General features: G+C 59.0%; 25 protein-coding genes and 1 tRNA gene. 15 read left to right on the plus strand and 11 right to left on the minus strand.

Annotated elements, in window-relative coordinates:
* Window positions 1–52: 52 nt before the first annotated feature.
* The 4 genes from ACA059_RS27140 to ACA059_RS27155 all read left to right on the plus strand — a co-directional run bounded on the left by ACA059_RS27140 (window position 53) and on the right by ACA059_RS27155 (window position 5,442).
* A complete protein-coding gene (locus ACA059_RS27140; RefSeq protein ID WP_497631624.1) occupies window positions 53–925 on the plus strand; it encodes an oxygenase MpaB family protein in 873 nt (290 codons plus the stop codon).
* Window positions 926–1,084: 159 nt separating this feature from the next.
* On the plus strand, window positions 1,085–2,101 hold the full coding sequence (locus ACA059_RS27145) for a class I SAM-dependent rRNA methyltransferase (protein WP_497631625.1): 1,017 nt from the start codon (window positions 1,085–1,087) through the stop codon (window positions 2,099–2,101).
* A gap of 93 nt (window positions 2,102–2,194) precedes the next feature.
* Entirely contained in the window at window positions 2,195–5,146 is a 2,952-nt protein-coding gene (locus tag ACA059_RS27150; RefSeq protein WP_497631626.1) for a DUF748 domain-containing protein, read from the plus strand.
* Window positions 5,146–5,442: a DUF2845 domain-containing protein gene (locus tag ACA059_RS27155; protein ID WP_123367810.1), complete on the plus strand. Its 297-nt coding sequence runs from the start codon at window positions 5,146–5,148 to the stop codon at window positions 5,440–5,442. The genes ACA059_RS27150 and ACA059_RS27155 overlap by 1 nt, the downstream gene beginning before the upstream one ends.
* A gap of 233 nt (window positions 5,443–5,675) precedes the next feature.
* Here the strand turns inward: ACA059_RS27155 and ACA059_RS27160 are convergent, their stop codons facing one another.
* Window positions 5,676–6,029, minus strand: coding sequence for a BON domain-containing protein (locus ACA059_RS27160; protein WP_497631627.1), 354 nt, complete (start codon window positions 6,027–6,029; stop codon window positions 5,676–5,678).
* 317 nt (window positions 6,030–6,346) lie between these two features.
* Window positions 6,347–6,757 carry a pilin gene (locus tag ACA059_RS27165; protein WP_497631628.1) on the minus strand — a complete coding sequence of 137 codons (411 nt, stop codon included), beginning with the start codon at window positions 6,755–6,757 and terminating at the stop codon, window positions 6,347–6,349.
* Window positions 6,758–6,982: 225 nt separating this feature from the next.
* Here ACA059_RS27165 and pilB point away from each other — a divergent pair, with 225 nt between their 5' ends.
* Genes pilB through yacG form a run of 5 tightly spaced genes read left to right on the plus strand, consistent with a single transcriptional unit; the run spans window position 6,983 to window position 11,594 of the window.
* Window positions 6,983–8,683, plus strand: coding sequence for a type IV-A pilus assembly ATPase PilB (gene pilB, locus ACA059_RS27170; protein WP_497631630.1), 1,701 nt, complete (start codon window positions 6,983–6,985; stop codon window positions 8,681–8,683).
* A 2-nt stretch (window positions 8,684–8,685) separates the two neighbouring features.
* Window positions 8,686–9,903: a type II secretion system F family protein gene (locus ACA059_RS27175; RefSeq protein ID WP_497631631.1), complete on the plus strand. Its 1,218-nt coding sequence runs from the start codon at window positions 8,686–8,688 to the stop codon at window positions 9,901–9,903.
* A 1-nt stretch (window position 9,904) separates the two neighbouring features.
* Window positions 9,905–10,777 carry a prepilin peptidase gene (locus ACA059_RS27180; protein ID WP_497631632.1) on the plus strand — a complete coding sequence of 291 codons (873 nt, stop codon included), beginning with the start codon at window positions 9,905–9,907 and terminating at the stop codon, window positions 10,775–10,777.
* Window positions 10,774–11,397 carry a dephospho-CoA kinase gene (gene coaE, locus ACA059_RS27185; protein WP_497631633.1) on the plus strand — a complete coding sequence of 208 codons (624 nt, stop codon included), beginning with the start codon at window positions 10,774–10,776 and terminating at the stop codon, window positions 11,395–11,397. Before ACA059_RS27180 ends, coaE begins: the two co-directional genes overlap by 4 nt.
* Window positions 11,394–11,594: a DNA gyrase inhibitor YacG gene (gene yacG, locus ACA059_RS27190; RefSeq protein WP_140681081.1), complete on the plus strand. Its 201-nt coding sequence runs from the start codon at window positions 11,394–11,396 to the stop codon at window positions 11,592–11,594. The genes coaE and yacG overlap by 4 nt, the downstream gene beginning before the upstream one ends.
* 3 nt (window positions 11,595–11,597) lie before the next feature.
* Here the strand turns inward: yacG and ACA059_RS27195 are convergent, their stop codons facing one another.
* From ACA059_RS27195 to ACA059_RS27205, 3 genes are all read right to left on the minus strand, one after another.
* Complete coding sequence (locus ACA059_RS27195) at window positions 11,598–11,813, minus strand: hypothetical protein (RefSeq protein WP_429511886.1); 216 nt, start codon at window positions 11,811–11,813, stop codon at window positions 11,598–11,600.
* Window positions 11,814–11,876: 63 nt separating this feature from the next.
* A complete protein-coding gene (locus tag ACA059_RS27200; RefSeq protein WP_497631634.1) occupies window positions 11,877–12,566 on the minus strand; it encodes an energy-coupling factor ABC transporter permease in 690 nt (229 codons plus the stop codon).
* 76 nt (window positions 12,567–12,642) lie between these two features.
* Window positions 12,643–13,575: a LysR family transcriptional regulator gene (locus ACA059_RS27205; protein WP_497631635.1), complete on the minus strand. Its 933-nt coding sequence runs from the start codon at window positions 13,573–13,575 to the stop codon at window positions 12,643–12,645.
* 121 nt (window positions 13,576–13,696) lie between these two features.
* Here ACA059_RS27205 and ACA059_RS27210 point away from each other — a divergent pair, with 121 nt between their 5' ends.
* On the plus strand, window positions 13,697–13,939 hold the full coding sequence (locus ACA059_RS27210) for a DUF2790 domain-containing protein (protein WP_497631636.1): 243 nt from the start codon (window positions 13,697–13,699) through the stop codon (window positions 13,937–13,939).
* 8 nt (window positions 13,940–13,947) lie between these two features.
* Here ACA059_RS27210 and ACA059_RS27215 read toward each other — a convergent pair whose 3' ends face one another.
* From ACA059_RS27215 to ACA059_RS27230, 4 genes are all read right to left on the minus strand, one after another.
* The gene (locus ACA059_RS27215; protein WP_497631638.1) at window positions 13,948–15,216 is read right to left on the minus strand and encodes an OprD family porin; all 1,269 of its coding nucleotides are present in this window, start codon (window positions 15,214–15,216) and stop codon (window positions 13,948–13,950) included.
* A 17-nt stretch (window positions 15,217–15,233) separates the two neighbouring features.
* Window positions 15,234–16,466, minus strand: coding sequence for a benzoate/H(+) symporter BenE family transporter (locus ACA059_RS27220; RefSeq protein WP_497631639.1), 1,233 nt, complete (start codon window positions 16,464–16,466; stop codon window positions 15,234–15,236).
* Entirely contained in the window at window positions 16,463–17,827 is a 1,365-nt protein-coding gene (locus ACA059_RS27225; RefSeq protein ID WP_497631640.1) for an aromatic acid/H+ symport family MFS transporter, read from the minus strand. Before ACA059_RS27225 ends, ACA059_RS27220 begins: the two co-directional genes overlap by 4 nt.
* 298 nt (window positions 17,828–18,125) lie before the next feature.
* A complete protein-coding gene (locus ACA059_RS27230; protein WP_497634740.1) occupies window positions 18,126–18,593 on the minus strand; it encodes an FAD/FMN-containing dehydrogenase in 468 nt (155 codons plus the stop codon).
* 129 nt (window positions 18,594–18,722) lie between these two features.
* Between ACA059_RS27230 and ACA059_RS27235 the strand changes: the two genes are divergently transcribed.
* The 5 genes from ACA059_RS27235 (at window position 18,723) to ACA059_RS27255 (ending at window position 22,176) form a co-directional block, all read left to right on the plus strand.
* Window positions 18,723–19,349: a DUF1780 domain-containing protein gene (locus tag ACA059_RS27235; RefSeq protein WP_008154887.1), complete on the plus strand. Its 627-nt coding sequence runs from the start codon at window positions 18,723–18,725 to the stop codon at window positions 19,347–19,349.
* Entirely contained in the window at window positions 19,346–19,873 is a 528-nt protein-coding gene (locus ACA059_RS27240) for an MOSC domain-containing protein (RefSeq protein ID WP_497631642.1), read from the plus strand. Before ACA059_RS27235 ends, ACA059_RS27240 begins: the two co-directional genes overlap by 4 nt.
* A gap of 51 nt (window positions 19,874–19,924) precedes the next feature.
* Window positions 19,925–20,098: a DUF3094 domain-containing protein gene (locus ACA059_RS27245; protein WP_008154890.1), complete on the plus strand. Its 174-nt coding sequence runs from the start codon at window positions 19,925–19,927 to the stop codon at window positions 20,096–20,098.
* A gap of 60 nt (window positions 20,099–20,158) precedes the next feature.
* Entirely contained in the window at window positions 20,159–21,457 is a 1,299-nt protein-coding gene (locus ACA059_RS27250; protein ID WP_497631643.1) for an NAD(P)/FAD-dependent oxidoreductase, read from the plus strand.
* Window positions 21,458–21,777: 320 nt separating this feature from the next.
* Complete coding sequence (locus ACA059_RS27255) at window positions 21,778–22,176, plus strand: HvfA family oxazolone/thioamide-modified RiPP metallophore (protein ID WP_415765579.1); 399 nt, start codon at window positions 21,778–21,780, stop codon at window positions 22,174–22,176.
* Window positions 22,177–22,238: 62 nt separating this feature from the next.
* On the opposite strand, the gene ACA059_RS27260 is transcribed toward ACA059_RS27255, so the two are convergent.
* Both ACA059_RS27260 and ACA059_RS27265 read right to left on the minus strand, forming a co-directional pair.
* Window positions 22,239–23,864, minus strand: a complete 1,626-nt coding sequence (locus ACA059_RS27260; RefSeq protein WP_497631644.1) for a methyl-accepting chemotaxis protein — start codon at window positions 23,862–23,864, stop codon at window positions 22,239–22,241.
* Between the two features lie 166 nt (window positions 23,865–24,030).
* Window positions 24,031–24,107 (minus strand) — tRNA-Pro (locus ACA059_RS27265).
* Window positions 24,108–24,204 lie beyond the last annotated feature (97 nt).

Raw genomic sequence — 24,204 nt, forward strand, 5'->3', positions numbered from 1 at the left:
CTTCGCGGCGCGGCCCATCACGGCCGCGCCTTTTTTTCGCCATTGAGTCGCCATGGAATTCATTCGAACCCGCATCGAAACCCAGATCATGAGCCTGACCGGTCTGTCTCTGGGCAAGCTCGACCTGGAAAACCCCAAGGGTGATCCCGGCCTGTTCGGCCCCGATTCGGTGAGCTGGCAAGTGCATGGCGACTTCAGCAGCATGCTGATCGGCGGCATCAGCGCCTTGATGCTGCAAGCCCTGCATCCACTGGCCCTGGCCGGGGTCTGGGACCATTCGAATTTTCGCGAGGACATGATTGGCCGACTGCGCCGCACCGGGCAGTTCATTTCCGGCACCACGTTCGGTTCGCGAAAGGACGCCAACTGGCTGATCGAGAAAGTCCGCACCATCCACTTGCAAGTGACCGGCACGGCACCGGATGGCCGGCCCTACGCCGCCAGTGATCCCGATCTGTTGACCTGGGTGCACGTGGCCGAAGTCAGCAACTTCCTCGCGGCCCATTTGCGTTACCGCAATCCGAACCTGTCCCTGGCTGATCAGGACCGCTACTACGCGGAAATCGCGTTGGTCGCCGAACGGCTCGGCGCCCGTGACGTGCCGCGTTCACGGCAGGAAATTGCCGATTACCTTGAGCGCATTCGCCCACAACTGCTGTGCGACGAGCGCAGTCGTGAAGTGTTGCGGCTGTTGTTGAACGCCCCGTCCCCCAGCCGTTTGGCCAAGCCTTTCGGCGGTTTGATGATGAAGGCCGGGATCGACCTTCTACCCGACTGGGCAAGTGACATGCTTGGCGTCAGCCAGAGCCCACTGCAACGCAAGCTGATCCGCGCCAGTGTCAATCGCAGCGCGCCGATGCTGCGCTGGGCGGTGCGTAACGGCTCGGTGCACCGGGCCAAACGACGGATGGGGTTGTTGACCTGAAAACCGCTTAAAAGCTTCGCGAGCAGGCTCGCTCCCACAGTGGTCTTGTGGCGTTCAAAATATCAGTGTGGGAGCGAGCCTGCTCGCGAAGGGAGCACCTCGGTCCCGCGCCAAGCTGTTAAACTCCCGCGCCAAATTCCCTCCTGCAAGGCGCCCAGCATGTCTTCCTTGAATCAGGCGCTGCGCGCCGCCCTCGATCGTCGTCAGGACCTGCTGGCCGAGCTGCATCAGCAAGGCACCGATTGCTATCGCTTGTTCCACGGCAGCCAGGAAGGCGCCGGCGGCCTGACGATCGACCGCTACGGCGCGCAATTGCTGGTGCAAAGCTTTCACCAGTCGCTGGAACGTGATGCGCTGCTGCAACTGCACGACACCCTCAATCAGCACCTGGGCCTCGAAACGCTGCTGGTCTACAACGATCGCTCCCGTGGCAACTCGCGCATCGACCGTGAAGACACCGTCTACCGCGCCGACGAGGCCGCCCTGCAAGACTTGGTCGGTCACGAATGGGGCTTGAATTACCGGGTTCGCGGCCGCCACGCCGGCCAGGATCCGCTGCTGTTCCTCGACCTGCGCAACACGCGCGGCTGGGTCAAGCAGCACAGCAAAAACAAAAGTGTGCTGAACCTGTTCGCCTACACCTGTGGCGTCGGCCTGAGTGCTGCGGCCGGTGGCGCGAGCGAAGTCTGCAACCTCGACTTCGCTGAGGGCAACCTGGCTGTCGGCCGTGAGAACGGCCTGCTCAATCCGCAGTTGCCGACCATGGACTTCATCCAGTCCGACTACTTCCCGGCCATCCGCCAATTGGCCGGCCTGCCGATCAGCCAGCGCCGCGGGCAGAAACTGCCAAGTTATCAACGTCTGGAACAGCGTCAGTACGACCTGGTGCTGCTGGACCCGCCGGCCTGGGCCAAGAGTGCTTTCGGCACCGTCGACTTGCTGCGCGACTATCAGAGCCTGCTGAAGCCAGCACTGCTGACCACCGCCGACAATGGCGTGCTGATCTGCTGCAACAACCTGGCAAAAGTCAGCATGGACGACTGGCGCGAGCAAGTTTTGCGTTGTGCAGAGAAAGCCGGCAGGCCGGTGCGTGAATGGACAGTGATGAAACCGGGCGGCGATTTTCCGTCAATGGATGAGCAGCCACCGCTGAAAACCCTGATTCTGCAGCTCTGAGATTCGCCCGAAAAATCAGATAAATCCTATAAAGCATGATCACTTCGGAACCGGAATCGCGTGCCATACTCCAACGCACTCCGATTCAGACAGATGAAGCCGCACATGCCCAAAGGATTGATTCGCGCTATTGGCGCTCTGTTGACCGCTCTAGCCCTCTACAGCCTGCTGGGGTTTCTGATTTTGCCGGGCATCGCGTTACGGATGGCCAATCAACAATTGGCCAGTTACGCGACGACACCCGCGACGATCCAACGGATCGAACTCAACCCCTTCAGCCTTGAAGTCACCCTGTGGGGCCTGATCATCGGCGAGCCGGGCAAGGAACAGGTCGGCTTCGAACGCTTGTACGCCAACCTGCAGATCGACAGCCTCTGGACCAAGGCGCTGCACCTGTCCGATATCGAAATAGACAAACCCAAGACCGAAATACTCTTCGGCAAGGACGGCAAACTCAATCTGCTTGGCCTCTTCAAAATCCCCGCCAGCGAGCCGACCCCGGCCGACCCGAACGCCAAACCGTTCCCGCTGCGCGTGGAGCGCATCAAACTGGCCGATGGCTATGTGCACTTCCAGGATGCGCGCCCTAGCGAGCCCATCGAATTCCTCTACGACAAACTCGACTTCGAGCTGAAGAACCTCAGCACCCTGCCCGAAGACAGTGCCGACATGACGTTGGTGGCCGTCGGCCCGGCAGGTGGACAGATCGACTGGACCGGCAACTTCAGCCTGGTCCCGATCGCCTCCGAAGGTAAGCTGAAGGTCACCGACGGCAAGATGAAAGCCTTTTGGCCCTATGTGCGTGACGCTGTGCCACTGGATCTCGAAGACGGCGTCCTCAACCTCAGCACCGATTACAAGCTCAACCTGAGCAAGGAAACCGAACTGCTGATGAGTAACGTCGCCGTCAGCGTCGCCCCCTTCGCGATCAAAGCACCAGACGGTCGGCCTCTGGCGAAACTTGAGCGTCTGGACATCAGTGAAACCACCGTGGACCTGGCCAAGCAGCAAGTGGTCGTCGGCAAGATCCGCAGCCAGAAACTGGAAACCTGGGCCACCCTCGAAGCCGACGGGCAACTCGATTGGCAGAAACTGTTCGCCAGCCAACCGTCCAAAGAAGCCGTCAAAGCCAAGGCCGAACCGGCCAGCACCCCGGCAGCCGCCGATTCACCGAAACCCGACCCGGTGCCACCGAGCAAGCCATGGCAGGTGCTGCTCAAAGACGTGCAACTGCGCGATTACCAGGTGCACCTGGCTGACCGCAAGGCGCAACCCGCCGTGGCGCTGGACGTCGGCCCGCTGAACCTGGACCTGCAGAATTTCGACAGCCTCAATGGCTCGCCTTTTAACCTCAAGCTCGATACGGGCGTGGGCAAGCAAGGCAAGATCACGGCAGACGGTGTCGTCAATCTCGCCCCGGTCAGCGCCAAGTTAAAAGTACAAACCAAGGACATCGATCTGCGTGTCGCCCAGTCCTATATCAACCCGTTCATTCGCCTGGAACTGCGCAGCGGCATGCTCGGCAGTGATCTGGCGGTCGATCTGAAAAGCACCGAGCCGCTGGCATTCAGCGTCACCGGCCGTGCTCAGGTCGATCAACTGCATACCCTCGACACCCTCAAAACCCGTGACTTCCTCAAGTGGCAGCAGTTGGTGCTCGAAGGCCTGAATTATCAGCACGGCGACAGCCTGTCGATCGACAAGGTCAACCTGTTCCAGCCTTATGCGCGCTTCATGATCAACGATGACCGCACCACCAACATCGACGACCTGCTGATTCCGCAACCGCCGGACTCCGGCGCCAAAACGGCTGCTGCCAAACCTGCCGGCAAGGAAAAACCGCTGGGCATCCACATTGGCGGCATTGCCATCAATGACGGCTCGGCCAACTTCGCCGACTTCAGCCTGACCCCGAATTTCGCCACAGCCGTTCAACAGCTCAATGGGCAAATTGGCACCATCGACAGTCGTCAGGCGAAACCGGCCAGTGTCGATATCAAAGGCAAGGTCGACCGCTATGCACCGGTCACCATCAAGGGCTCGGTCAACCCGTTCGACCCGATGGCCAGCCTCGACATCGCCACCAGTTTCAAACGAGTTGAACTGACCACGCTCACCCCCTACTCCGGCAAGTTCGCCGGCTACCGCATCCGCAAGGGCCGGCTCAATCTCGACCTGCATTACATGATCACCAAGGGCCAGCTCAAGGCCGAAAACAAAGTGGTGGTCGAGCAGTTGCAACTGGGTGAGAAAGTCGACAGTCCGGACGCCGTGAGCCTGCCGCTGAAACTGGCCATTGCGTTGCTCAAGGACGTCGACGGCAAGATTTCCATTGAACTGCCGGTGACCGGAGATCTGAACAACCCGCAGTTCAGCATCATGCCGATTGTCTGGCAGACCTTGCGCAACCTGATCGTCAAAGCCGCCGCCGCACCGTTCAAAATGATTGGCGGGCTGGTCAGTGGCGGTGGTTCGGAAGATTTGGGCACTGTGTCGTTTGCCCCGGGTTCAAGCGACCTGAGCAAGGAGGCCGAGGGTTCGCTGGTCAAACTGTCCCAGGCCCTCAAGGAACGTCCGGCCCTGCGCCTGGAAATCGAAGGCACGGCTGCTGCAAGCAGCGATGGCCCGCTGATCGCCGAGCAACGTCTGGAGCGGGAATACCAGTACAACTACTACAAAACGCTCCAGCGCCGCGGTGACAAGGTCCCGGCTAAGGCTTCATTGCTGCAAGTACCGGATAACGAAAAAGGTCCACTGCTGGAAGGGATCTACCGCACGCGCCTAAAAACGCAGCCACCCGCCGAATGGAAGGATCTTGGCAAGGAAGAACGCACGGTAAAAATGCGCGAAGGCGTGATCAAGTTCTGGAGTTCCAGCGACGTGCTGTTGCGTGAGTTGGGTCAGGAGCGCGCCAGCAGCATCAAGGACTATCTGGTCGACAAGGGTCAGTTGGCCGATGACCGCGTGTACTTCATCGACGCTAACCTCGGCGAAGCGCAAAGTGACGGTCGAGTGGTTACGCCGCTGCATCTGGACGCCGAGTGATGGGCGCGAAATGGCTGATGAGCCTGGCCCTGGCGATGGCCGCCAGTCAGGCCTCGGCAGCCGATACCCTGCGCTGCGGCAGTCAATTGGTCAGTGTTGGAGACAGGTCCAGTGAAGTGCTGCAGAAATGTGGTGAACCGGTCAGCCGCGATCTGTTGGGCTACAAGCGCAGCGCCAACCGACGGGAAGAGTTTCAAGTCGAGGAATGGACCTACGGGCCCAACGGCGGGATGTACCAGTACCTGCGTTTTGAAGGTAATCGATTGAAGCAGATCACCAGCAAGCGCGGTAACTGAAAATCAAAAGATCGCAGCCTCCGGCAGCTCCTACAGTGGAATGTGTACACCCTGTAGGAGCTGCCGGAGGCTGCGATCTTTTGCGTTTGCCAAATAGAACAGGCCCCGACACGAATGCCGGGGCCTGTAATGGCCACATCCTTATGGCCTTCGCATGAACTCTCCAGAGGCGGCAGACGTATTGCTCGGCCCGCCTGTCGCGCCTTCTCCCAGTCCAGGCGAGAAGCCTTGCCTTACTCGGCTTTCAGGCCGTCAGCGGAGACCGCTTTGACGCCTTTGATTTTCTTGGTGATGGCCACAGCAGTGGCTTTCTGAGCGTCTGTCACCGAAACGGTGGATGACAGGGATACAACACCTTTGTTGGTTTCGACTTTGATGTCGGTACCAGGAATGCCTTTTTCTGTCACCAAGTCACTTTTGACTTTGGTAGTGATCCAAGTATCGGAAGTAGCTTCCGTGGCCTTGGTCATTTCACCCGCCGCCAGAGTCATCGGGGCTTGGGTGGTGGTGGTCTGTGCAAATGCAGCGTTGGCCAGGGTCAGGGTCAGCGCGGTAGCAGTAGCGGCAGCGATAGCGAACTTCTTCATACGAGTAACTCCTGTTTTTCATAAAGTCTGCTGCGTGTCTTGTCAGCAGGGTTACCAGAGATATTGCGAACGCTGTGCCAACTTTGAGACAGGCGACAAACCCTTATAAATCAGCACCTTATAAAAACAGAGGATTTTCGAAATCATGCAAAATGCAAGACTTCGAAATTTTGTACATGCAAGTTGCGGGTTTTAGCACAGGCCTAAGGCCATGAATTGTCGGGGGTTTTTTGATTATTTGAATCGTTCCCCAATTAACGAACAAAAAAATGCCCCGCGTCGTGAAAGGCGGGGCATGGGACAGACTTGGCAATCGATCAGACGCCGGGGCAACCAGTAGGCGAGTACTCTTTGAGTACTGTCGAGGCGCAGGTCCAGCCACCGGCAAGCGTGCGCGAAAGCGTGATGGTCTTGCCGAGCACCTGACCTGGTGCATTGAGGATCGCACAGCCAATAGTGCCAACACCGGAAGAGGCGGTACCCGAGGCCGTAATCGTGCAATTGCCTGTGGTCACCTTGCCGCCGATCAGAGCGAGGGTGGGGTTAGTACCTTGATTCATAATGTCTTCGAAGGGGACCTTCAGTGCCGATATTTCAGCAAGACCGGCGGTTACCTTCGCCCGCGCTTGATACTTCGAATACTGCGGCAGCGCAACCGTCGCCAGAATCCCGATGATCGCCACCACGATCAACAGTTCGATCAGGGTAAAACCTTTTTGAGTATTCATAGACAAGCTCCATGCATGAGTCGAAATCTCATGATCTGAACTAGCCACAGCACAGCTCATGCCAAGCCCTTCGTCCCCTGATATAGGGGCATGAGGCCAACACAACGCCCTTCCCTACCCCCAGAATCCGCACTATCTGACACTTTATGTCACCTGAACGCCGCTGGTTTGGTTCCTCCGCTTGACTAGGCTATAAGTCATGAACTGTCTGCGTCCGGTATCCCAATGAATGACATCGCCCTTAGCGGTTTGGCCAAGCAATTGGTCCTGGCCGAGCTGCTCACTGACAAAAGCGCGCAACAGGCGTATCAGCAAGCCCTACGCAATCGCATCTCCCTGGTCACTTACCTGGTGCAGAGCAAACTGGTGCAAAGCCGCCAAGTGGCCGAGATTGCCTCGGAACACTTTGGCATGGCCTTGCTGGACCTCAACTGCCTGAACAAGGAGACCCAGCCCAAGGGTCTGGTCAGCGAGAAGCTGATCCGTCAGCACCACGCCCTGCCCCTATGGCGGCGCGGCAACAAGTTGTTCGTGGGCGTTTCCGACCCGACCAATCATCAAGCCATCAATGACATCCAGTTCAGCACCGGGCTGAATACCGAAGCCATCCTGGTGGAGGACGACAAGCTCAGCGACGCCATCGAGAAATTCTTCGATACCCAAGGCACCGGCCTGGAAGACATGGCCGACGTTGACCTCGATGGCGTGGACATCGAGTCGATCGATGACAACAAACAAGACGCCATCGCCGGCCAGGATGCCGATGACGCGCCCGTGGTGCGCTTCGTCCACAAGATGTTGCTGGACGCGATCAAAAGCGGCTCTTCCGACTTGCATTTCGAACCCTACGAAAAAACCTACCGTGTGCGGATGCGCACCGACGGTATTTTGCGTGAAGTCGCCAAGCCACCAATTCACCTGGCCAATCGCATCGCAGCGCGGCTGAAAGTCATGGCCAGCCTCGACATCTCCGAACGGCGCCGGCCCCAGGACGGGCGGATCAAGATGCGCCTGTCCAAGAGCAAATCCATCGACTTCCGGGTTAACACCCTGCCGACCCTATGGGGCGAGAAAGTGGTGATCCGGATCCTCGACCCGTCCAGCGCTCAAATGGGCATCGACGCCCTCGGCTATGAGCCCGACCAGAAAGACCTGTACATGGCCGCCCTCAAGCAGCCGCAGGGGATGATTCTGGTGACCGGGCCGACCGGCTCGGGCAAGACTGTGTCGCTCTACACCGGGCTGAACATTCTCAACACCGTGGACATCAACATCTCCACCGCCGAAGACCCGGTGGAGATCAACATGGAAGGCATCAACCAGGTCAACGTCAATCCCAAGCAGGGAATGGACTTCGCCCAAGCGCTGCGCTCGTTTCTGCGTCAGGACCCGGACGTGATCATGGTCGGCGAGATCCGCGACCTCGAAACCGCCGAAATCGCCATCAAAGCCGCCCAGACCGGTCACCTGGTGCTGTCGACCCTGCACACCAACAGCGCCGCCGAAACCCTGACTCGCCTGCACAACATGGGCATCCCGGGTTTCAACATTGCCACCTCGATCAGCCTGATCATTGCCCAGCGCCTGGCACGCAAGTTGTGCAGCCATTGCAAGAAGCCCATCGAGATTCCCCGGGAAGCGCTGATCAAGGAAGGCTTCCCCGAGGAACGCATCGGCTCATTCACGATCTATGAGCCTGTCGGTTGCGATCAGTGCAACGGCGGTTACAAAGGACGAGTCGGGATTTATGAAGTGGTGAAGAACACACAGGACCTGCAACGGCTGATCATGGCCGAAGGCAATTCACTGGAAATCGAAAGTCAGATGCGTAAAGACGGCTTCAACGACCTGCGCACGTCAGGCCTGCTCAAGTCCATGCAAGGCATCACCAGCCTTGAAGAAATCAACCGGGTCACCAAGGACTGAATATGGCGGTCAAAGCAGCAAAAATCAGCGTCTACGCCTGGGAAGGCACAGACCGCAAAGGCACCAAAATGACGGGCGAGTTGAGCGGTCAGAATCCCGCGTTGATCAAGGCCCAATTGCGCAAGCAGGGCATCAACCCCGGCAAGGTACGCAAGAAGTCCACCTCGATTTTCAACCTGGGCAAGCGCATCAAGGCCCAGGACATCGCTCTGTTCACCCGGCAGATGGCGACCATGATGAAGGCCGGCGTACCGCTGTTGCAGTCCTTCGACATCATCGGTGAAGGCTTTGATAACCCGGCCATGCGCACACTGGTTGACGAGGTGAAACAGGAAGTCGCGGCGGGTAACAGCTTCGCCGCTTCCCTGCGTAAAAAGCCCCAATACTTCGATGAGCTCTACTGCAACCTGGTCGATGCCGGCGAGCAGGCCGGTGCCCTCGATACCCTGCTGGAGAGAGTGGCGACCTATAAGGAAAAGAGCGAAAGCCTCAAAGCCAAGATCAAGAAAGCGATGACCTACCCGCTGGCGGTGGTGTTCATCGCGATCATTGTGAGCGCGATTCTGCTGGTCAAGGTGGTGCCGCAATTCAAGTCGGTGTTCGAAGGGTTTGGCGCCGAATTGCCGGCTTTCACTGTGATGGTCATTGGCTTGTCGGAGTTCATGCAGGCGTGGTGGTGGATGTTGCTCGGCCTGCTGATCGCGCTGATCTTCGGCGTGCGCCACGCCTTTAAAACGTCGCAGGGCTTTCGGGACCGGATGGACACCTGGTTATTGAAATTGCCGTTGGTTGGCACGCTGATGTACAAGTCTGCCGTGGCCCGTTACGCCCGCACACTGTCGACCACCTTCGCCGCCGGGGTGCCGCTGGTGGAAGCCCTGGAGTCGGTGGCCGGCGCGACTGGCAACATCGTATTCAAGCGTGCAGTGCTGCGTATCAAGCAGGACGTATCCACCGGTATGCAGCTGAATTTTTCCATGCGCACCTCCGGCATCTTTCCCAACATGGCGATTCAGATGGCAGCCATTGGCGAAGAATCCGGCGCGCTGGACGACATGCTCGACAAAGTCGCGAGTTTCTACGAGGACGAAGTGGACAACATGGTTGATAACCTCACCAGCCTGATGGAGCCGTTCATCATGGTGGTGCTGGGTGTTATCGTCGGTGGCCTGGTGGTTGCGATGTACCTGCCCATCTTCCAGCTCGGCTCAGCGATCTGACATGCCCTTGAACGATATTCTGAGCCTCCACCCGTTGACCTTCGTGATCGCAGCCATGTTGGTCGGCCTGCTGATTGGCAGCTTTCTCAACGTGGTGGTCTGGCGCCTGCCAAAAATGCTGGACCGCGAATGGCGTGAGGAGGCTCGTGAAGTGTTGGGCTTGCCAGGCGAAACACCGCTGCCGACCTTCAACCTGATCCTGCCCCACTCCCAGTGCCCACATTGCGGCCATCGAATCCGCGCCTGGGAAAACATTCCGGTACTCAGCTATCTGTTTTTACGGGGTCGATGCTCGAACTGCACGGCAGCCATCAGCAAACGCTACCCGTTGACCGAACTGGCCTGTGGTCTGCTCTCGGCGTTCATCGCCTGGCATTTCGGTTTCGGCTGGCAGGCCTGCATGGCGCTGCTCCTGAGTTGGGGGTTGCTGACCATGAGCCTGATCGACGCCGAGCACCAACTGCTGCCGGATGTGCTGGTGCTGCCGCTGATATGGCTGGGGCTGATCGTCAACAGCTTCGCCCTGTTCGTGCCATTGCATGACGCATTGTGGGGCGCGGTGGCCGGCTATATGGCGCTGTGGTCAGTGTTCTGGCTGTTCAAGCTGATCACCGGCAAGGACGGCATGGGCCACGGTGATTTCAAGCTGTTAGCGATGTTCGGCGCCTGGGGTGGCGGGCAGATCCTGCCACTGACCATCCTGTTATCGTCGATGGTGGGCGCCGTTGTCGGCGTGATTTTGCTGCGTTTGCGCAACGCGAAAACCTCCACGCCGATCCCCTTCGGACCCTTTCTGGCAATTGCCGGCTGGATTGCCTTGCTCTGGGGTGGTCAAATAACCGACTTCTATTGGCAGTTTGTCGGTTTGAAATGAATACCCCTGTGGAAAAACCCTGGATTCTCGGCCTGACCGGCGGCATCGGCAGCGGCAAAAGCGCGGCTGCCCAGCACTTCATCGACCTGGGCGTGCACGTGGTGGACGCCGATCACGCGGCGCGTTGGGTGGTAGAGCCGGGGCGCCCGGCGCTGGCCAGGATCGCCGAACACTTCGGCCCCGGCGTATTGCAAGCCGACGGGCAGCTGGATCGCGCGGCGTTGCGCAAACTGATCTTCGAAGTACCGGAGGAACGCCGCTGGCTCGAAGCGTTGCTGCATCCGTTGATCGCCAAGGAAATCGCCGATCATCTGGCCAAGGCACAATCGCCTTACGCGATTCTGGTTTCGCCGCTGCTGATCGAGTCCGGGCAGTACGCCATGACCCAACGAGTCCTGGTGATCGATGCCCCGGAACAATTGCAGATCGAGCGCACCCTGCAGCGTGACCAGACCAGCGAGCAACAGGTCCAGGCGATCCTCAAGGCCCAGTCCAGCCGACAGGACCGCGTGAGCCACGCCGACGAGGTGGTGGTCAATGACCGCGACCTCGCCTGGCTGCACAGCGAGGTCGAACGCCTGCATCACTTTTACCTTACTTTGCGTGGAGGCCAGTCATGAGCCAAACCCCAACCGTCGATTGCCCAACCTGCGGCGCCCCTGTTGAATGGAGCCCGGAAAACAAATTCCGGCCATTCTGTTCGGACCGTTGCAAGCTGATTGACCTGGGCGCCTGGGCGTCGGAAGAACACAAGATTCCGGTCAGCCCGGATGCCGAAGACGACCTGTTCAGCGAAGACTTCGAGCCGCGTCACTGATCTTCAAGGCCGCATAAAACCATAGTCCTGGCTGTCATCGAGGTTTTCCGCAAGAAAACGCAACTCATCGGCCAGGTCTTCGGCGCTGCGCACTGCCTTGCTCTGTTGCACCACTGCACTGAGCAAGGCACGCAGGCTCAACCCCGGATCAAACCCCACTTCCTGCGCCCCATCCAGACTGTGACGCAACTCCTGCCTTGCCCATTCGTAGACACTCATTTCGATGCTCCTGAAGGTTTTCCAGAGCATGGATTCGTGAGCGGCTTTTGCCTTTGATGTGGATCAAGATTTGGGATCGTCGTCTTTCCAGGGTGCCGAAAGGTAGCGCGTGCGATTGAACGTCTCCAGCCACTCGGGGCAAAACACCACCAGCGCACTGACCACCATGCCGTTGATGAACGCTTCCGGAAAAATCAGCAGCCACAGATAACCGACAAAATCTTCCAGCCAATAGGGCATGGCGAAACGTTCGTCGAACCACAGCAACCACAGCGCCAGCAGCAGGCACAGCAACGCCGACAGCGCCGCTGCAAAAAAACCGGAAACGAAGATATACACAAAGGGATTACGCGGTTGCGCTCGCTCCACCAGGATGGCGCAGCATTCGGTGACCAACACTGGCAGCAGAATCAGCAGCGCCCCATTGACCCCCATCGCCGCCAAATCTTGCCGCCCGAGCAGCACTAATCCCGCTTGCGCGACCAACCCGCCGACAATCGCCAGCGGCCAGTCGAGCAACAGGGTCACGGCGGTCATGCCGATAAAGTGGTAGGACACGCCGGTGTCGAAGTCTTGTCGCACCAGCCAGAGCATGAACAGCGCGAACACCGTGCCGAACAACAGATGTTGGCGGCGACTGTCGCTGAACAGTTCGACCCACGATGCTCGCGCAACGGCCCAGATCAGCACCGGCACATAGATCAACCACCCCGCCGTGAGGGTTTCAGGTGACAGTAACTCGGCGCCGATCATGGCTGGGCACACTCCCTTGTCTTGCCGAAAGAGAACAGGCCCTCAGTCTACACCGCCCTTCGCACGCCCTTCGACTTCAGGCCCAATGCCGTGGATCGTTTATCACCGCCTCATGTTCAGCGAATAGCTTGGGTAATTCGGCCTTGAGAAAGTCCACCCAGGTCCTGACCTTGGCATCGAGAAAACGCCGCGACGGGTACACCGCATACACGTTGCGCTCACGGGGGCGCCAGGCCGGCAGCAAGCGCAACAAGGTGCCATCGCTCAAGGGGCGCGTCGCGGTATAGAACGGAATCAGGCTGATCCCCATGCCGGATTCCGACGCCTTGACCATCGACTCGGCGACGTTGCATTGAAAGGTCCTGGCCGGGCTGACGGCATGTTCGCCCTCTTCGTCCCGGAACACCCATTCATCGCTGTACAAAGGGTCGAGCATGCGCAGGCACTGATGATCGTTCAGCGCCAGCGGTGTGTGCGGCACGCCATGCCGTTGTAGGTACTCCGGGGAGGCGCAGGGCACGCTGTAAATCTGTCCGATCGCATGGGCGACCAATTGCGAATCGGCCAGTTCATGGGCAATCGAAATCACCACATCGTGCCCGTCCTCCAGCGGATCGGGATTGCGCTGCGACAGCGTCAGCTCGAACACCACCTCGGGGTAAAGCTCGCTGTAACGGGCGATCAATGGCGTGATCAGCACGCCCAGGCCATTCATGCTGTGAACCCGCAGCCGTCCACTCGGTTTGAGATGGGCGCCGCGGGCCTCTGCCGTTGCCACCTCCATTTCTTCGAGTATTTGCCGACTGCGCACCAAAAAGCGTTCACCGGCTTCGGTCAGGCTCAATCGCCGCGTGGTGCGTTGCAGCAAGCGTGCTTGCACATGCTGCTCCAGATCGGCCACCAGTCGCGACACTTGCGCGGTCGACAGGTCCAGCGCATCGGCGGCGGCGGTAAAACTTGCGCAGTCCACCACGCGGACGAACACCCGCAAGTTATTGAGCAAATCCATAAGCCCTCCACGGGCGGTGACTGTTACGTTTCATGTAAGGCTGCATCAGGCGCTGGCCCCTTTATCGGTGATGGGCAAAGACTAGAATTCAGGTATCGGAATCAACACGGAGCACGGAAAAATGAAAACCCTGATCAGCCTGTTTTTGACCGTTGTCGCCACCTCGGCCATGGCCGCCGGCAACGAACCCGCCGCTACCTCGTACAACCCGGCACAGCCGCTGGACATCGCCGAAGTGGTTTCAGTGACAGACACCGCAACCGCCTGCAACGTCGTGCCAGCGACCATGGTCTACATCGATCATCAAGGCCAGACTCATCGAGTGACGTATCAGGTGATGGGTAACTGCCTGAGCAGTCTGTGATCTGCGCCTCATAGCAGCGTCCACGTATAGCTGAGGATCAGGCGGTTCTCGTCGATATCGCTGCGGTAGTTGGAGCGAGCCATCGCGTTGCGCACGCGGATCCCGAGGCCTTTGAGGCTGCCGCTCTGCAGCACATAGCCAATGTCCAGATCACGCTCGCGGTCCTTGCCCTCGAACCCTTTGCCGGTATCGACATTGTTGCCGGTGATGTAGCGCACGGTGCTGGTCAGCCCCGGCACGCCGAGGGCCGCGAAATCGTAGTCGTAACGCGCCTGCCAGGAGCGCTCATCGGTGAAGGCGAACTCGTAGGTCGGCACCTCGTTACCCAGTGGGCTGATGTTGGCAAACACTCGCGGGAAGGCGCTGTCGCCGAACATGCCCTGATAGCCGACATAAAACGTGTGCCCGCCACGCTTGGCCGACAGCAAGGAGAAGAACGCCTGGTTGTCGATGTTGCCGAGCAATTTTTTGCCGTCTTCGCGCGAATCGTAATAACCAAGGTTGGCGCCCAGGGTCCAGTTGCCCAGCGGTTCACTGTGCTTGAGGCCGAGAAAACGCTGGTTGTAAATATCTTCCAGTTGCCCGAACCAGGCGCTGACCGAGCTGCGTTTATCGTTGAAAGCGTAATCGGCGCCGGCAAAGTTGAAGCCATCGCTGCTGACCTGACGCTGCGGCACATGACCGAGCATGGCTTGCATCTTTTCGTCGCCAGCCTCGTTGCGCAGGCTGGTCGAGTTCAAATGACCACCTTGCAACGTCAGGCCATTGATCTCGTTCGAGCTGATGCTCGCGCCCTGGTAGCTGGGCGGCAGCAAACGGATATCGCTGAAGGCCAGCACCGGTAGATTAGGTTGCAGCTCACCCACCTTCAGTTCGGTTTTGGAGAAACGCACCTTCAACGCGCCCTCCAGACGGCTGTAATCATTCGCCGCGCGCCCGTCATCCTGCACCGGCAGCAAACCGGTATTGACCCGGTCCGGGCTGCTGTCGAGTTTGAGCCCGAGCAGGCCAATGACATCCACACCAAAACCGACGGGGCCTTGGGTATAACCGGATTTGACGTTGAGGATGAAGCCCTGCGCCCACTCTTCAGCCTTCGATTGTTGGTTGGCCCCGACGATGTCGGAAAAGTCCCGGCTGAAGTAGTAATTGCGCGCTTGCAAGGTCGCCGTGGTGTCTTCGATAAACCCGCCCTCGGCCGCCATCGCACCGGCGGAGAAACTCGAGACGACCGCCATGGACAACACTGAACCGGTTGTTGGAAGAATCTGTTTCATCGTTTTTTCTCTTATTTTTATTGATCGACAGGTTGAAGTGCTTCAGCCGCAGAGGATTCGCGGCGGGGAACGGGACGACGGGCGTTTAACAACACGTGGGTGACCATGCCGAAAATCAGCCCCCAAAAGGCGGCGGACAAACCCAACAACGACATGCCCGACGCGGTGGTCAGAAAAGTCACCAACGCGGCTTCGCGATCACTCGGTACGGCCATTGCGCCGGCCAAGGCCCCGGCAATCGCGGCGAACAGCGCCAGCCCGGCCAAGGCCGCGATCAGTTCTTTGGGGAACGCCGAAAACAGTGAAACCAGGGTGGCGCCGAAGATCCCCAGCACCAGGTAACACAGCCCGCCCACAACCCCGGCCACATAGCGTTTGCCGGGATTTTCATGGGCCTCGCGCCCGGTACAAATCGCCGCGGTGATGGCTGCCAGGTTCAGTCCATGGCAACCAAACGGCGCCAACAGCGCCGTGCCCACCGCACTGCTGGCGATGATCGGGCCGGCCGGCGTTGGGTAACCGCTGGCGCGCAGCACCGCCATGCCAGGAACGAACTGGCCGGTCAGCGCCACCATCACCAGCGGCAAGGCGATATTCAAGGTCGCGCTCAGGCTGAACGCGGGCGTGATCCACACCGGCGTGGCCAACCCGATCACCAACGCCTCGCGGTGCAAATCACCGGCGAGAAAGGCCATCGAGCAGCCCACCAGCAGCACCATCAACACCGCATACCGCGGCATCAGCCGTTTGCAGATCAGGTACGTGGCAAACATCGCCAGCACCAGCAACGGTTTGCCCTGCAACGAGACGAACAACCCGGTGCCGAAGCTGAACAGAATCCCCGCCAGCATCGCTGCCGCAATCGCTGCCGCAATCGCTGCGGGCAGTTTGCCGATGATCCGGTCAAACGCCCCCGACACCCCGACCAGAAAGATAATCAGGCTGCTGACCAGGTAAGCACCCACCGCCTCCGGCATGGAGATCCCCGGTAGCAGCGCCACCAGCAACGCCGAACCCGGCGCCGACCACGCGATGATCACCGGGACGCGGTAACGCAAGCTCAGACCGATGCCGAGCACGGCGCTGCCGATGGAAATCGCCCAGACCCAGGAAGACAGCACCTCCCGCGAGAGGTGCGCGGTCTCGGCGGCCTGGAAGATGATCACCAACGGGCCTGCGTAGGAAATCACCGTGGCGATAAATCCGGCGACTGCCGCAGACAGGGAAAAGTCCTGGAATAAGGTTTTCATGAAACCTCGCCGACAGCCCCGCCAGGCGATACGTCCATGCCCGGAAACTTTTGTTTGGCACTGCGCCGACTGCTGATAGCGAACACGGTCATGGCAATCGCGGCCACCGCACCGGGCAAGGCAAATGCCATGAAGTTCAGTTGCAGCGGCAGGCTGATCCCGAGTAACGCACCACCCAGCAGCGGTCCGACGATGGCACCGTTGCGCCCGATGCCCGACGCCCAGCCCAAACCGGTGGAGCGAATGGTCATGGAGTAGAACTGCGCGGCGCAGGCGTACAACAGAATCTGCGAGCCAATGGTGGTGGCGCCGGCAATGGCGATCAGCAGGTACAACAGCGGCATCGGGCTGTTGAATCCCAGCAAGGTGATCGACACCGCAGCCACGGCGAAGAACACCGCCAACACCCGCGGCAGGTTGAGTTTGTCCCCCAGCACACCGCCGCCGACCGCGCCGAAAATGGCACCGAAGTTGAGCACCAGCAGGAACGACAGACTCGACCCCAGGCTGTAACCGGCGTTGGCCATCAGTTTCGGTAGCCAGGAACTCAAGGCGTAGACCATCAGCAAGCAGCAGAAAAACGCCAGCCACAACATCAGCGTGCGCAGCGCACGTCCTTCGCGAAACAGTTGCAACACCGGGGTGCCAGTGCCCTTCACTTCGCTCATGTGCAGCTGATCGCTGGTTTGCGCGACGTACGCCGGGTCAATCCGCTGCAGGATGTTGCGCGTTTCTTCATTGCGCCCCTGACGCAGCATGAAACCCACCGACTCGGGCAGGAAGTACATGATCAACGGCAACAACAGCAACGGCAGCACCGCCACGTAAAACACCGATTGCCAGCCAAAGCTCGGGATCAGCACGATACCGAGCCCCGCCGAGAGCATGCCACCCACCGAGTAGCCGCTGAACATGATTGCCACCAGCGTGCTGCGAATCTTTTTCGGCGCGTACTCGTTCATCAGCGCCACGACGTTGGGCATCACCCCGCCAATGCCAAGCCCGGCAATGAACCGGCAAAGACCAAACTCGGTGGGGTTGCGGGCAAAACCATTGAGCACGGTAAATCCGCTGAAGAGCATCACGCAGATCGTGATGGCTTTTTTGCGGCCGATCTTGTCCGACAGCGGGCCGAAAAACAGCGCGCCGAACATCATCCCGAACAGTGCATAACTGCCCAGTGCGCCCGCCTGCAGAGGACTGAGCCCCCACTCTTTCATCAGCATCGGCAGCACCACGCCGTAGATCACCAAATCGTAACCGTCGAAAATGATGATCAGGGCACACCAGAACAGCACCATCCAGTGGAAGCGGTTGAATCGAGCGTTGTCGATAACCTCATGTACGTTGATCTTGCGCATGGCATCTATCTCTTGTTTTTGTTTTTAGAGCGTCGGTAAAGCGGCTTACGTCCGTACAGCCGAGGGTAGAGATGCCGGGCACGAGGAAATATCCGCTTTGCGCAGATCGCTATCCGTTTTGTGCAATGCCCTGAACCGGGCGCGGGATGAGGAGTGTTGCGGGGATGGCGGGCCGCAAATCCAGCAGATCGGAACCTCTCCGATGAACTGCCTTCATTGCGATCACATGGGAAAGCTAAGCGCGGGTTGATGGATGATTCAGATGTCAGCGTCTGCGGTCACGGGAGCTCTGCGCCGATCAGGGCAAGGCCTTCTCCAGCGCCTCACGCAATTGCGCAACCGTGGCGTATTCGTGCTGAGCCACCAATTGACCGTCCTTGAGTTGCAACCACAGCACTTTATCCACGGCCCCGGGGTAGCGCGGCGCCACGCGACCATCACGGTCAAGCATCACTCGGTAGGAATAATCGCGCATGGCCGGTACAGCGAACATTTTCGCGATCAGTCGAGGCATGCGCTGGATGTCCGCGACAAATACCGCGTGCCGAGCCTCCAGGTAGCCCTTGGGCTGTTCCTGCAGAGCGGCGGCGACCAGTTTGGCGGCGTCCATGCTCCGCGCCACCAGCAGCGTCTGAGTCTGGTTGTCGAGCGTGAAGGCCTGATCGAACTGATCAAGCAAGGTCCACGGCGCCAGCCGCTCACCCACCTCCAGCGCCTGAACCCAAAAAGGCAGAAGACTGAGCAACAACACCGGCCAATATTTCACGTTCAACTCCTCGTTCGAGCGCATGTGCGTAATGGCCATCAGTCTACACCGCCCGTTCTGAGCGCCCAGTGCCCCTGTTTACCGTTTCACGCTTTCTGCTTGTCGCAAATGAACGCTAAGCTTGGGCTTATGGATGACTCAGATTATTTACGCCTGCTGACCATCGCGGCCGAGCAAGCCAACGCGTTCCTGTCCAATGCCCGCAAATGGGAGCGTGAGCGTTGGGTCTGTCAGCGCCTGCTGCAAGGCCTGAACATTCCCTATCGCGCCGACGAATTCGCCCCGGCCGGAGAGCCGCCGGACGTGCTGTTTCGTGACGCCAGTTTCGAAGTGTTTTTTGTGCTTGATGAAGGCCGACGCCTAAACGACGAATGGCGCGATGAGCTGCAACGCCGGCGCAGCGCGTTTTCCCTGAGCTCGCTAGTACGGCGCGAGGCCAAACCACGGCGCATCCCGGCCAATGAGTTTCTGCTGAGACTGGCGCCGACCTTGCGCAAAAAAGCCCACAACTACAAAGAACGCGGCATGGATTTGGGCGAACTGGACATCATCGCCTTCGCCAGCCTCAAACGCGAAGTGCTGGACCTCAACAGTCATTTCCCGCCGCCGACCGAATACCTGCGCCAGGGCTGGCGCTCGTTGTCGCTGGTCGGCCCGACCTTCGCCCGTGTGCTGTTCGCGCACCCGGATGCGCCGGATTTCCTGCGCAGCAACCTGGGTCGCAGCATTGTTTTCGACGTCGGGATCAGCCTGTGAGTCCATTGCAGGAACTGATTGCCGAAGTGCCGCAAACAGGTCGCGTTCGCTGGATCGGCGTGCGGCCGGCACCTCATGCTCCGATGATTGAACTGGAGGCCGTGGAAGCGCGGTTTGAGGCCGGTTTGACCGGCGATCGAGCCCGTCCCGGCGTACGCAATGCGCGGCAGGTGACGCTGATTCAGTGGGAGCATCTGGCAGTTATCAGCTCGCTCATGGGCCGCCCGGACGACAAACCGGTCTTACCGAATGATTTGCGGCGCAACCTCGTTATCAGCGGTATCAACCTGTTCAGCCTCAAGGGCCGTCGCTTCCGGATCGGCCAGGCGATTTTCGAAACCACCGGTTGGTGCCAGCCTTGCGCACGCCTGCAAAACAACCTTGGCCCCGGGGCGTTTCAGGCGGTTCGCGGACATGGCGGAATCACAGCCCGAGTGTTACAAAGTGGGATCATTCGCCTGGACGATACGCTGAATGTCGAGCCTGTTCCGGACAGCGGCTATGCTCCGTTCAACGTTCGTTAAATCAGCCTGTAGCTTCTACACATTCAGCAACGTCTACCTGACGAGGCCTTTATGACCAGCCGCCTGAACCCCGACGACCAAAAGCATGTCGAAGAGTACCTGCAACTGTCCCAGCACCAAGTCGAGCGCCGGCCTTTCCGGCCGTGGATGCTCCTGGTGGTGGTGTTGGCAGTGACCATTGGTTTAGGCCTGTTGAGCCGACTTATCAGTTATCTGACGCTATGAGCTGCATCGCGCTCGCTCGGGTAATTGCACCGATTTCTTTTAGCCTTGCGAGATATCCCCATGACTCATCGTATTGTCATCGTTGGCGGCGGCGCCGGCGGTCTGGAGTTGGCTACCCGTCTGGGTAAGACTCTGGGCAAGCGCGGCACGGCCAGTGTAATGCTGGTCGACGCGAACCTGACCCACATCTGGAAACCGCTGTTGCACGAAGTGGCGGCAGGTTCCCTGAACTCTTCCGAAGACGAACTCAACTATGTTGCCCAGGCGAAATGGAACCACTTCGAGTTCCAGCTGGGGCGCATGAGCGGGCTCGATCGCTCACAGAAGAAAATCCAGCTGGCCGCCACCTACGACGAAGCGGGCATTGAACTGGTCCCGGCGCGCGAAGTGGGTTACGACTCGCTGGTGATCGCCGTCGGCAGCACCACCAACGATTTCGGGACGCAGGGCGCGGCGCAACACTGCCTGTTCCTCGACACCCGCAAACAGGCCGAGCGCTTCCATCAGCAATTGCTCAACCACTACCTGCGCGCCCATGCAGGGCAAACTGACAAGGTCGAGCAGATCAGCGTGGCCATCGTCGGTGCCGGTGCCACTGGGGTCGAACTGGCCGCCGAATTGCACAACGCCGCGCATGAATTGGCCGCCTATGGTCTTGACCGGATCAAACCGGAAAACATGCACATCACGCTGATCGAAGCCGGGCCACGGGTGCTGCCAGCCCTGCCGGAACGTATCGGCGGGCCGGTGCATAAAACCCTGGAGAAACTCGGGGTCAACGTCATGACCAATGCCGCCGTCAGTGAAGTGACGGCCGACAGCCTGATTACCGCCGATGGCAAAGTCATCAACGCCAGCCTGAAAGTCTGGGCGGCCGGGATTCGTGCACCGGGTTTTCTCAAGGACATCGATGGCCTGGAGACCAACCGGATCAATCAGCTGCAAGTACTGCCGACCCTGCAAACCACCCGCGACGAGAACATCTTCGCCTTCGGTGACTGCGCGGCCTGCCCGCAGCCGGGCACCGATCGCAATGTTCCGCCACGCGCCCAGGCTGCTCATCAGCAGGCTTCGTTGCTGGCCAAATCGCTGAAACTGCGGATCGAAGGCAAGCCTCTGCCTGCGTACAAATACACCGACTACGGCTCGCTGATCTCGCTGTCGCGTTTTTCGGCTGTGGGTAACTTGATGGGCAACCTCACCGGTAGCGTGATGCTGGAAGGCTGGCTGGCGCGGATGTTTTACGTGTCGCTGTACCGCATGCACCAGATGGCGTTGTATGGCGCATTTCGCACGGCGATGTTGATGTTGGGGAGCAAGATCGGGCGCGGGACTGAGCCGCGACTGAAGCTGCACTGACACACATCCACTGTGGGAGCGAGCTTGCTCGCGATAGCGGTCTCACATTTAGCACATGTGTTGAATGTTAATCCCTCATCGCGAGCAAGCTCGCTCCCACATTTGTTATTCATTGCCTTGTAGATCTGTGTCTCACTGTATCTCCCCTGCCGTTTCATCCCCTTCGCTTACAAACTCCCCCCTTGCGCGACACAGTAGCGATACACCACGCCCGCTAAATGGCCACACCCGAGCAAGGCACCCCGCCAGCTACGGTTATCGCCGCACTTACGTGGCGTCCTTTATCGAACGGTTGTGTCGTGCAACCCAGGAGTATTGAAATGTCCCGTACCACCAAAAACACTATCGGTCTGCTCGGCGCTGTTTTGGCCGGTGGCATGATGTTGTCCGGCGCTGTGTTCGCCTCGCAACCTCTGACTCAGGGTTATCTGCTGGCCTCGGCCGAACAGGTTGTGAAGACTCCTGAAGGTAAATGTGGCGAAGGCAAGTGTGGCGATGCGTCGATGGCTAAAACCGACACGGATGGCGACGGCAAGGTATCCCGTGCCGAATTCCAGAAAGTTGCCCCGAAGTCCAATTTCGACAAGATCGACACCAACCATGACGGCTTCATCGACGAGCAAGAGGCTTACGACAACGTGAAAGCCAACTTCGAAGCCAATGGCAAGAAAATGCCAAAAGGCCTGTTCGAGCACTTGAAAGACCAAGACGGCGCCTAAGTTTCCGAGAACCAAGCCGCGCTTTTCCGTCGAGAAGCGCGGCTTTTTTGCGTCTGGAAAATTTAAAGCTGGAAGCGCCGCACCATGCCCTGCAAGGCATTAGCCAGTTGTGATAGTTCGTGGCTGGACGCGCTGGTCTGATCCGCGCCAGCGGCAGATCGCACCGAAAGATCACGAATATTCACCAGGTTGCGGTCGACTTCACGTGCCACCTGCGCCTGTTCTTCGGCAGCGCTGGCGATCACCAGATTGCGCTCGTGGATCTGATGAACCGACGCGGTGATGGTCTGCAACGCTTCACCTGCACGCTCGGCCAAGGCCAATGTGCTGGCCGCACGGCTTGAGCTGGCGTGCATGGAATCCAGCGCCTGAGTTGAGCCGTTGCGCATCCCCTGAACCATTTGCTCGATTTCCTGAGTCGATTGCTGCGTGCGATAGGCCAAAGCGCGAACTTCGTCGGCAACCACCGCGAAACCTCGACCGCTTTCCCCGGCGCGCGCCGCTTCAATGGCAGCGTTGAGGGCCAGCAAGTTGGTTTGCTCGGCAATCGCACGAATCACATCCAGTACCTTGCCGATGTCCTGAGACTGGTTGGCCAGGGACTGCACCAATCCGCCTGTGATCTGTACATCACTGGCAAGGGCGCCGATGGCCGTGACTGTTTCGCTGACCCGCTCATGGCCGGCGTGCGCGGACTCACTGGATTGGCGCGTGGCGTCGGAGGTCGACACCGCGTTGCGGGCGACCTCCTCCACCGCGGTGGTCATTTCAGTGACCGCCGTCGCCGCTTGTTCGATCTCGTTGTTCTGCTGTTGCAGGTTCTGAGTGCTGTCGAGCGTGACCGCATTCAACTCGTCAGCCGCTGTCGCCAATTGCGCCGCCGAGCCGCTGATACCTTGCAAGGTTTCGCGCAGGTTGCGCTGCATGGTCGCCAACGCCTTGAGCAAGCGACTCACTTCATCGTTGCCATGGATTTCGATGGGGCGCGTCAGGTCGCCTCGTGCCACGTTTTCCGCGGCATGCAACGCTTCGCTCAAAGGTTTGACGATGCTGCGGGTCAGCAGCATGGCCAGGCCGACGGTGGCCAATGCCGCCAACGCGATGAACAGGCTGACGATCATCCGCGATGTTTCGTAATGCGCTGCCGATTTCTGGCTCTCGGCGGCGACTTGTTTGGCAAATAGATCCGCCAGGTCGTTGAGTTGTTTGCCCGAGCCATCAACCACGGTTTTCATGTCGATCAGCAGCAGTTTGGTCAATTCGTCACGGCGACCCTGTTCGGCCAGGGAGAACGATTGAGCAATACCGGAACGATAAGCCGCGAAGGTAGTTTTGAACTGGTCATACAAGGCTTTGCCTTCTGCGGTATTGACCAATTTGTCATACGCCGCAATCTTCTCGCTCAGCTCTTTGTCGCGAGTGTCCATCTGGCCGCGGTAGACAGGGATGTTCTTCGGATCCTGATCCAGGGCCATGCGCAGGGAAATGGTACGGATGCGCAGCATGATTTCGCGGATCTCGTCACCACCGCGAATGCTCGGCAGCCATTGTTTCTCCACCGCCACCTCGCTGTCGCGAATGCTCGACATCTGCCCCAGGGCAAAAATTCCGAGCAACGCTACCAATACGGCAATCAGGGCAAACCCCAAGGCTGCCCGAGGAGCGATATTTAACTGACGAAGCACCATAACGAACGCCCTTTTCTTGTAGTGGCTTAGATAAGGGGCGTTGTTTCGGCAGTACCCCGTCGCCTCGTTATCGGCAAGTTGTACGATGACTGAAGTGTTATCTCTCGAAAACAAAAATCGAAGACAAAAAAAATCCCCGTATCTTTCGATACGAGGATTTTTAATATGGTCGGGGTAAGGGGATTCGAACTCCTGACATCCTGCTCCCAAAGCAGGCGCGCTACCGGACTGCGCTATACCCCGGTAATAAAAAGGCGACCTTTAAAAAGTCGCCTTCTTCGATCAGTGCTTTTGGCCTCTGATCTTAAGATCTGATCCCAGCGTTAACTGGTTTCAAAAA

The organism is Pseudomonas sp. LBUM1647 (assembly GCF_059716175.1).

Excerpts from the sequence above, each read along its gene's own strand:
- ACA059_RS27140 (WP_497631624.1), top strand. The coding sequence starts at position 53 with ATGGAATTCATTCGAACCCGCATCGAAACCCAGATCATGAGCCTGACC.
- ACA059_RS27145 (WP_497631625.1), top strand. The coding sequence starts at position 1,085 with ATGTCTTCCTTGAATCAGGCGCTGCGCGCCGCCCTCGATCGTCGTCAG.
- ACA059_RS27150 (WP_497631626.1), top strand. The coding sequence starts at position 2,195 with ATGAAGCCGCACATGCCCAAAGGATTGATTCGCGCTATTGGCGCTCTG.
- ACA059_RS27155 (WP_123367810.1), top strand. The coding sequence starts at position 5,146 with ATGGGCGCGAAATGGCTGATGAGCCTGGCCCTGGCGATGGCCGCCAGT.
- ACA059_RS27160 (WP_497631627.1), bottom strand. The coding sequence starts at position 6,029 with ATGAAGAAGTTCGCTATCGCTGCCGCTACTGCTACCGCGCTGACCCTG.
- ACA059_RS27165 (WP_497631628.1), bottom strand. The coding sequence starts at position 6,757 with ATGAATACTCAAAAAGGTTTTACCCTGATCGAACTGTTGATCGTGGTG.
- pilB (WP_497631630.1), top strand. The coding sequence starts at position 6,983 with ATGAATGACATCGCCCTTAGCGGTTTGGCCAAGCAATTGGTCCTGGCC.
- ACA059_RS27175 (WP_497631631.1), top strand. The coding sequence starts at position 8,686 with ATGGCGGTCAAAGCAGCAAAAATCAGCGTCTACGCCTGGGAAGGCACA.
- ACA059_RS27180 (WP_497631632.1), top strand. The coding sequence starts at position 9,905 with ATGCCCTTGAACGATATTCTGAGCCTCCACCCGTTGACCTTCGTGATC.
- coaE (WP_497631633.1), top strand. The coding sequence starts at position 10,774 with ATGAATACCCCTGTGGAAAAACCCTGGATTCTCGGCCTGACCGGCGGC.
- yacG (WP_140681081.1), top strand. The coding sequence starts at position 11,394 with ATGAGCCAAACCCCAACCGTCGATTGCCCAACCTGCGGCGCCCCTGTT.
- ACA059_RS27195 (WP_429511886.1), bottom strand. The coding sequence starts at position 11,813 with ATGAGTGTCTACGAATGGGCAAGGCAGGAGTTGCGTCACAGTCTGGAT.
- ACA059_RS27200 (WP_497631634.1), bottom strand. The coding sequence starts at position 12,566 with ATGATCGGCGCCGAGTTACTGTCACCTGAAACCCTCACGGCGGGGTGG.
- ACA059_RS27205 (WP_497631635.1), bottom strand. The coding sequence starts at position 13,575 with ATGGATTTGCTCAATAACTTGCGGGTGTTCGTCCGCGTGGTGGACTGC.
- ACA059_RS27210 (WP_497631636.1), top strand. The coding sequence starts at position 13,697 with ATGAAAACCCTGATCAGCCTGTTTTTGACCGTTGTCGCCACCTCGGCC.
- ACA059_RS27215 (WP_497631638.1), bottom strand. The coding sequence starts at position 15,216 with ATGAAACAGATTCTTCCAACAACCGGTTCAGTGTTGTCCATGGCGGTC.
- ACA059_RS27220 (WP_497631639.1), bottom strand. The coding sequence starts at position 16,466 with ATGAAAACCTTATTCCAGGACTTTTCCCTGTCTGCGGCAGTCGCCGGA.
- ACA059_RS27225 (WP_497631640.1), bottom strand. The coding sequence starts at position 17,827 with ATGCGCAAGATCAACGTACATGAGGTTATCGACAACGCTCGATTCAAC.
- ACA059_RS27235 (WP_008154887.1), top strand. The coding sequence starts at position 18,723 with ATGGATGACTCAGATTATTTACGCCTGCTGACCATCGCGGCCGAGCAA.
- ACA059_RS27245 (WP_008154890.1), top strand. The coding sequence starts at position 19,925 with ATGACCAGCCGCCTGAACCCCGACGACCAAAAGCATGTCGAAGAGTAC.
- ACA059_RS27250 (WP_497631643.1), top strand. The coding sequence starts at position 20,159 with ATGACTCATCGTATTGTCATCGTTGGCGGCGGCGCCGGCGGTCTGGAG.
- ACA059_RS27255 (WP_415765579.1), top strand. The coding sequence starts at position 21,778 with ATGTCCCGTACCACCAAAAACACTATCGGTCTGCTCGGCGCTGTTTTG.
- ACA059_RS27260 (WP_497631644.1), bottom strand. The coding sequence starts at position 23,864 with ATGGTGCTTCGTCAGTTAAATATCGCTCCTCGGGCAGCCTTGGGGTTT.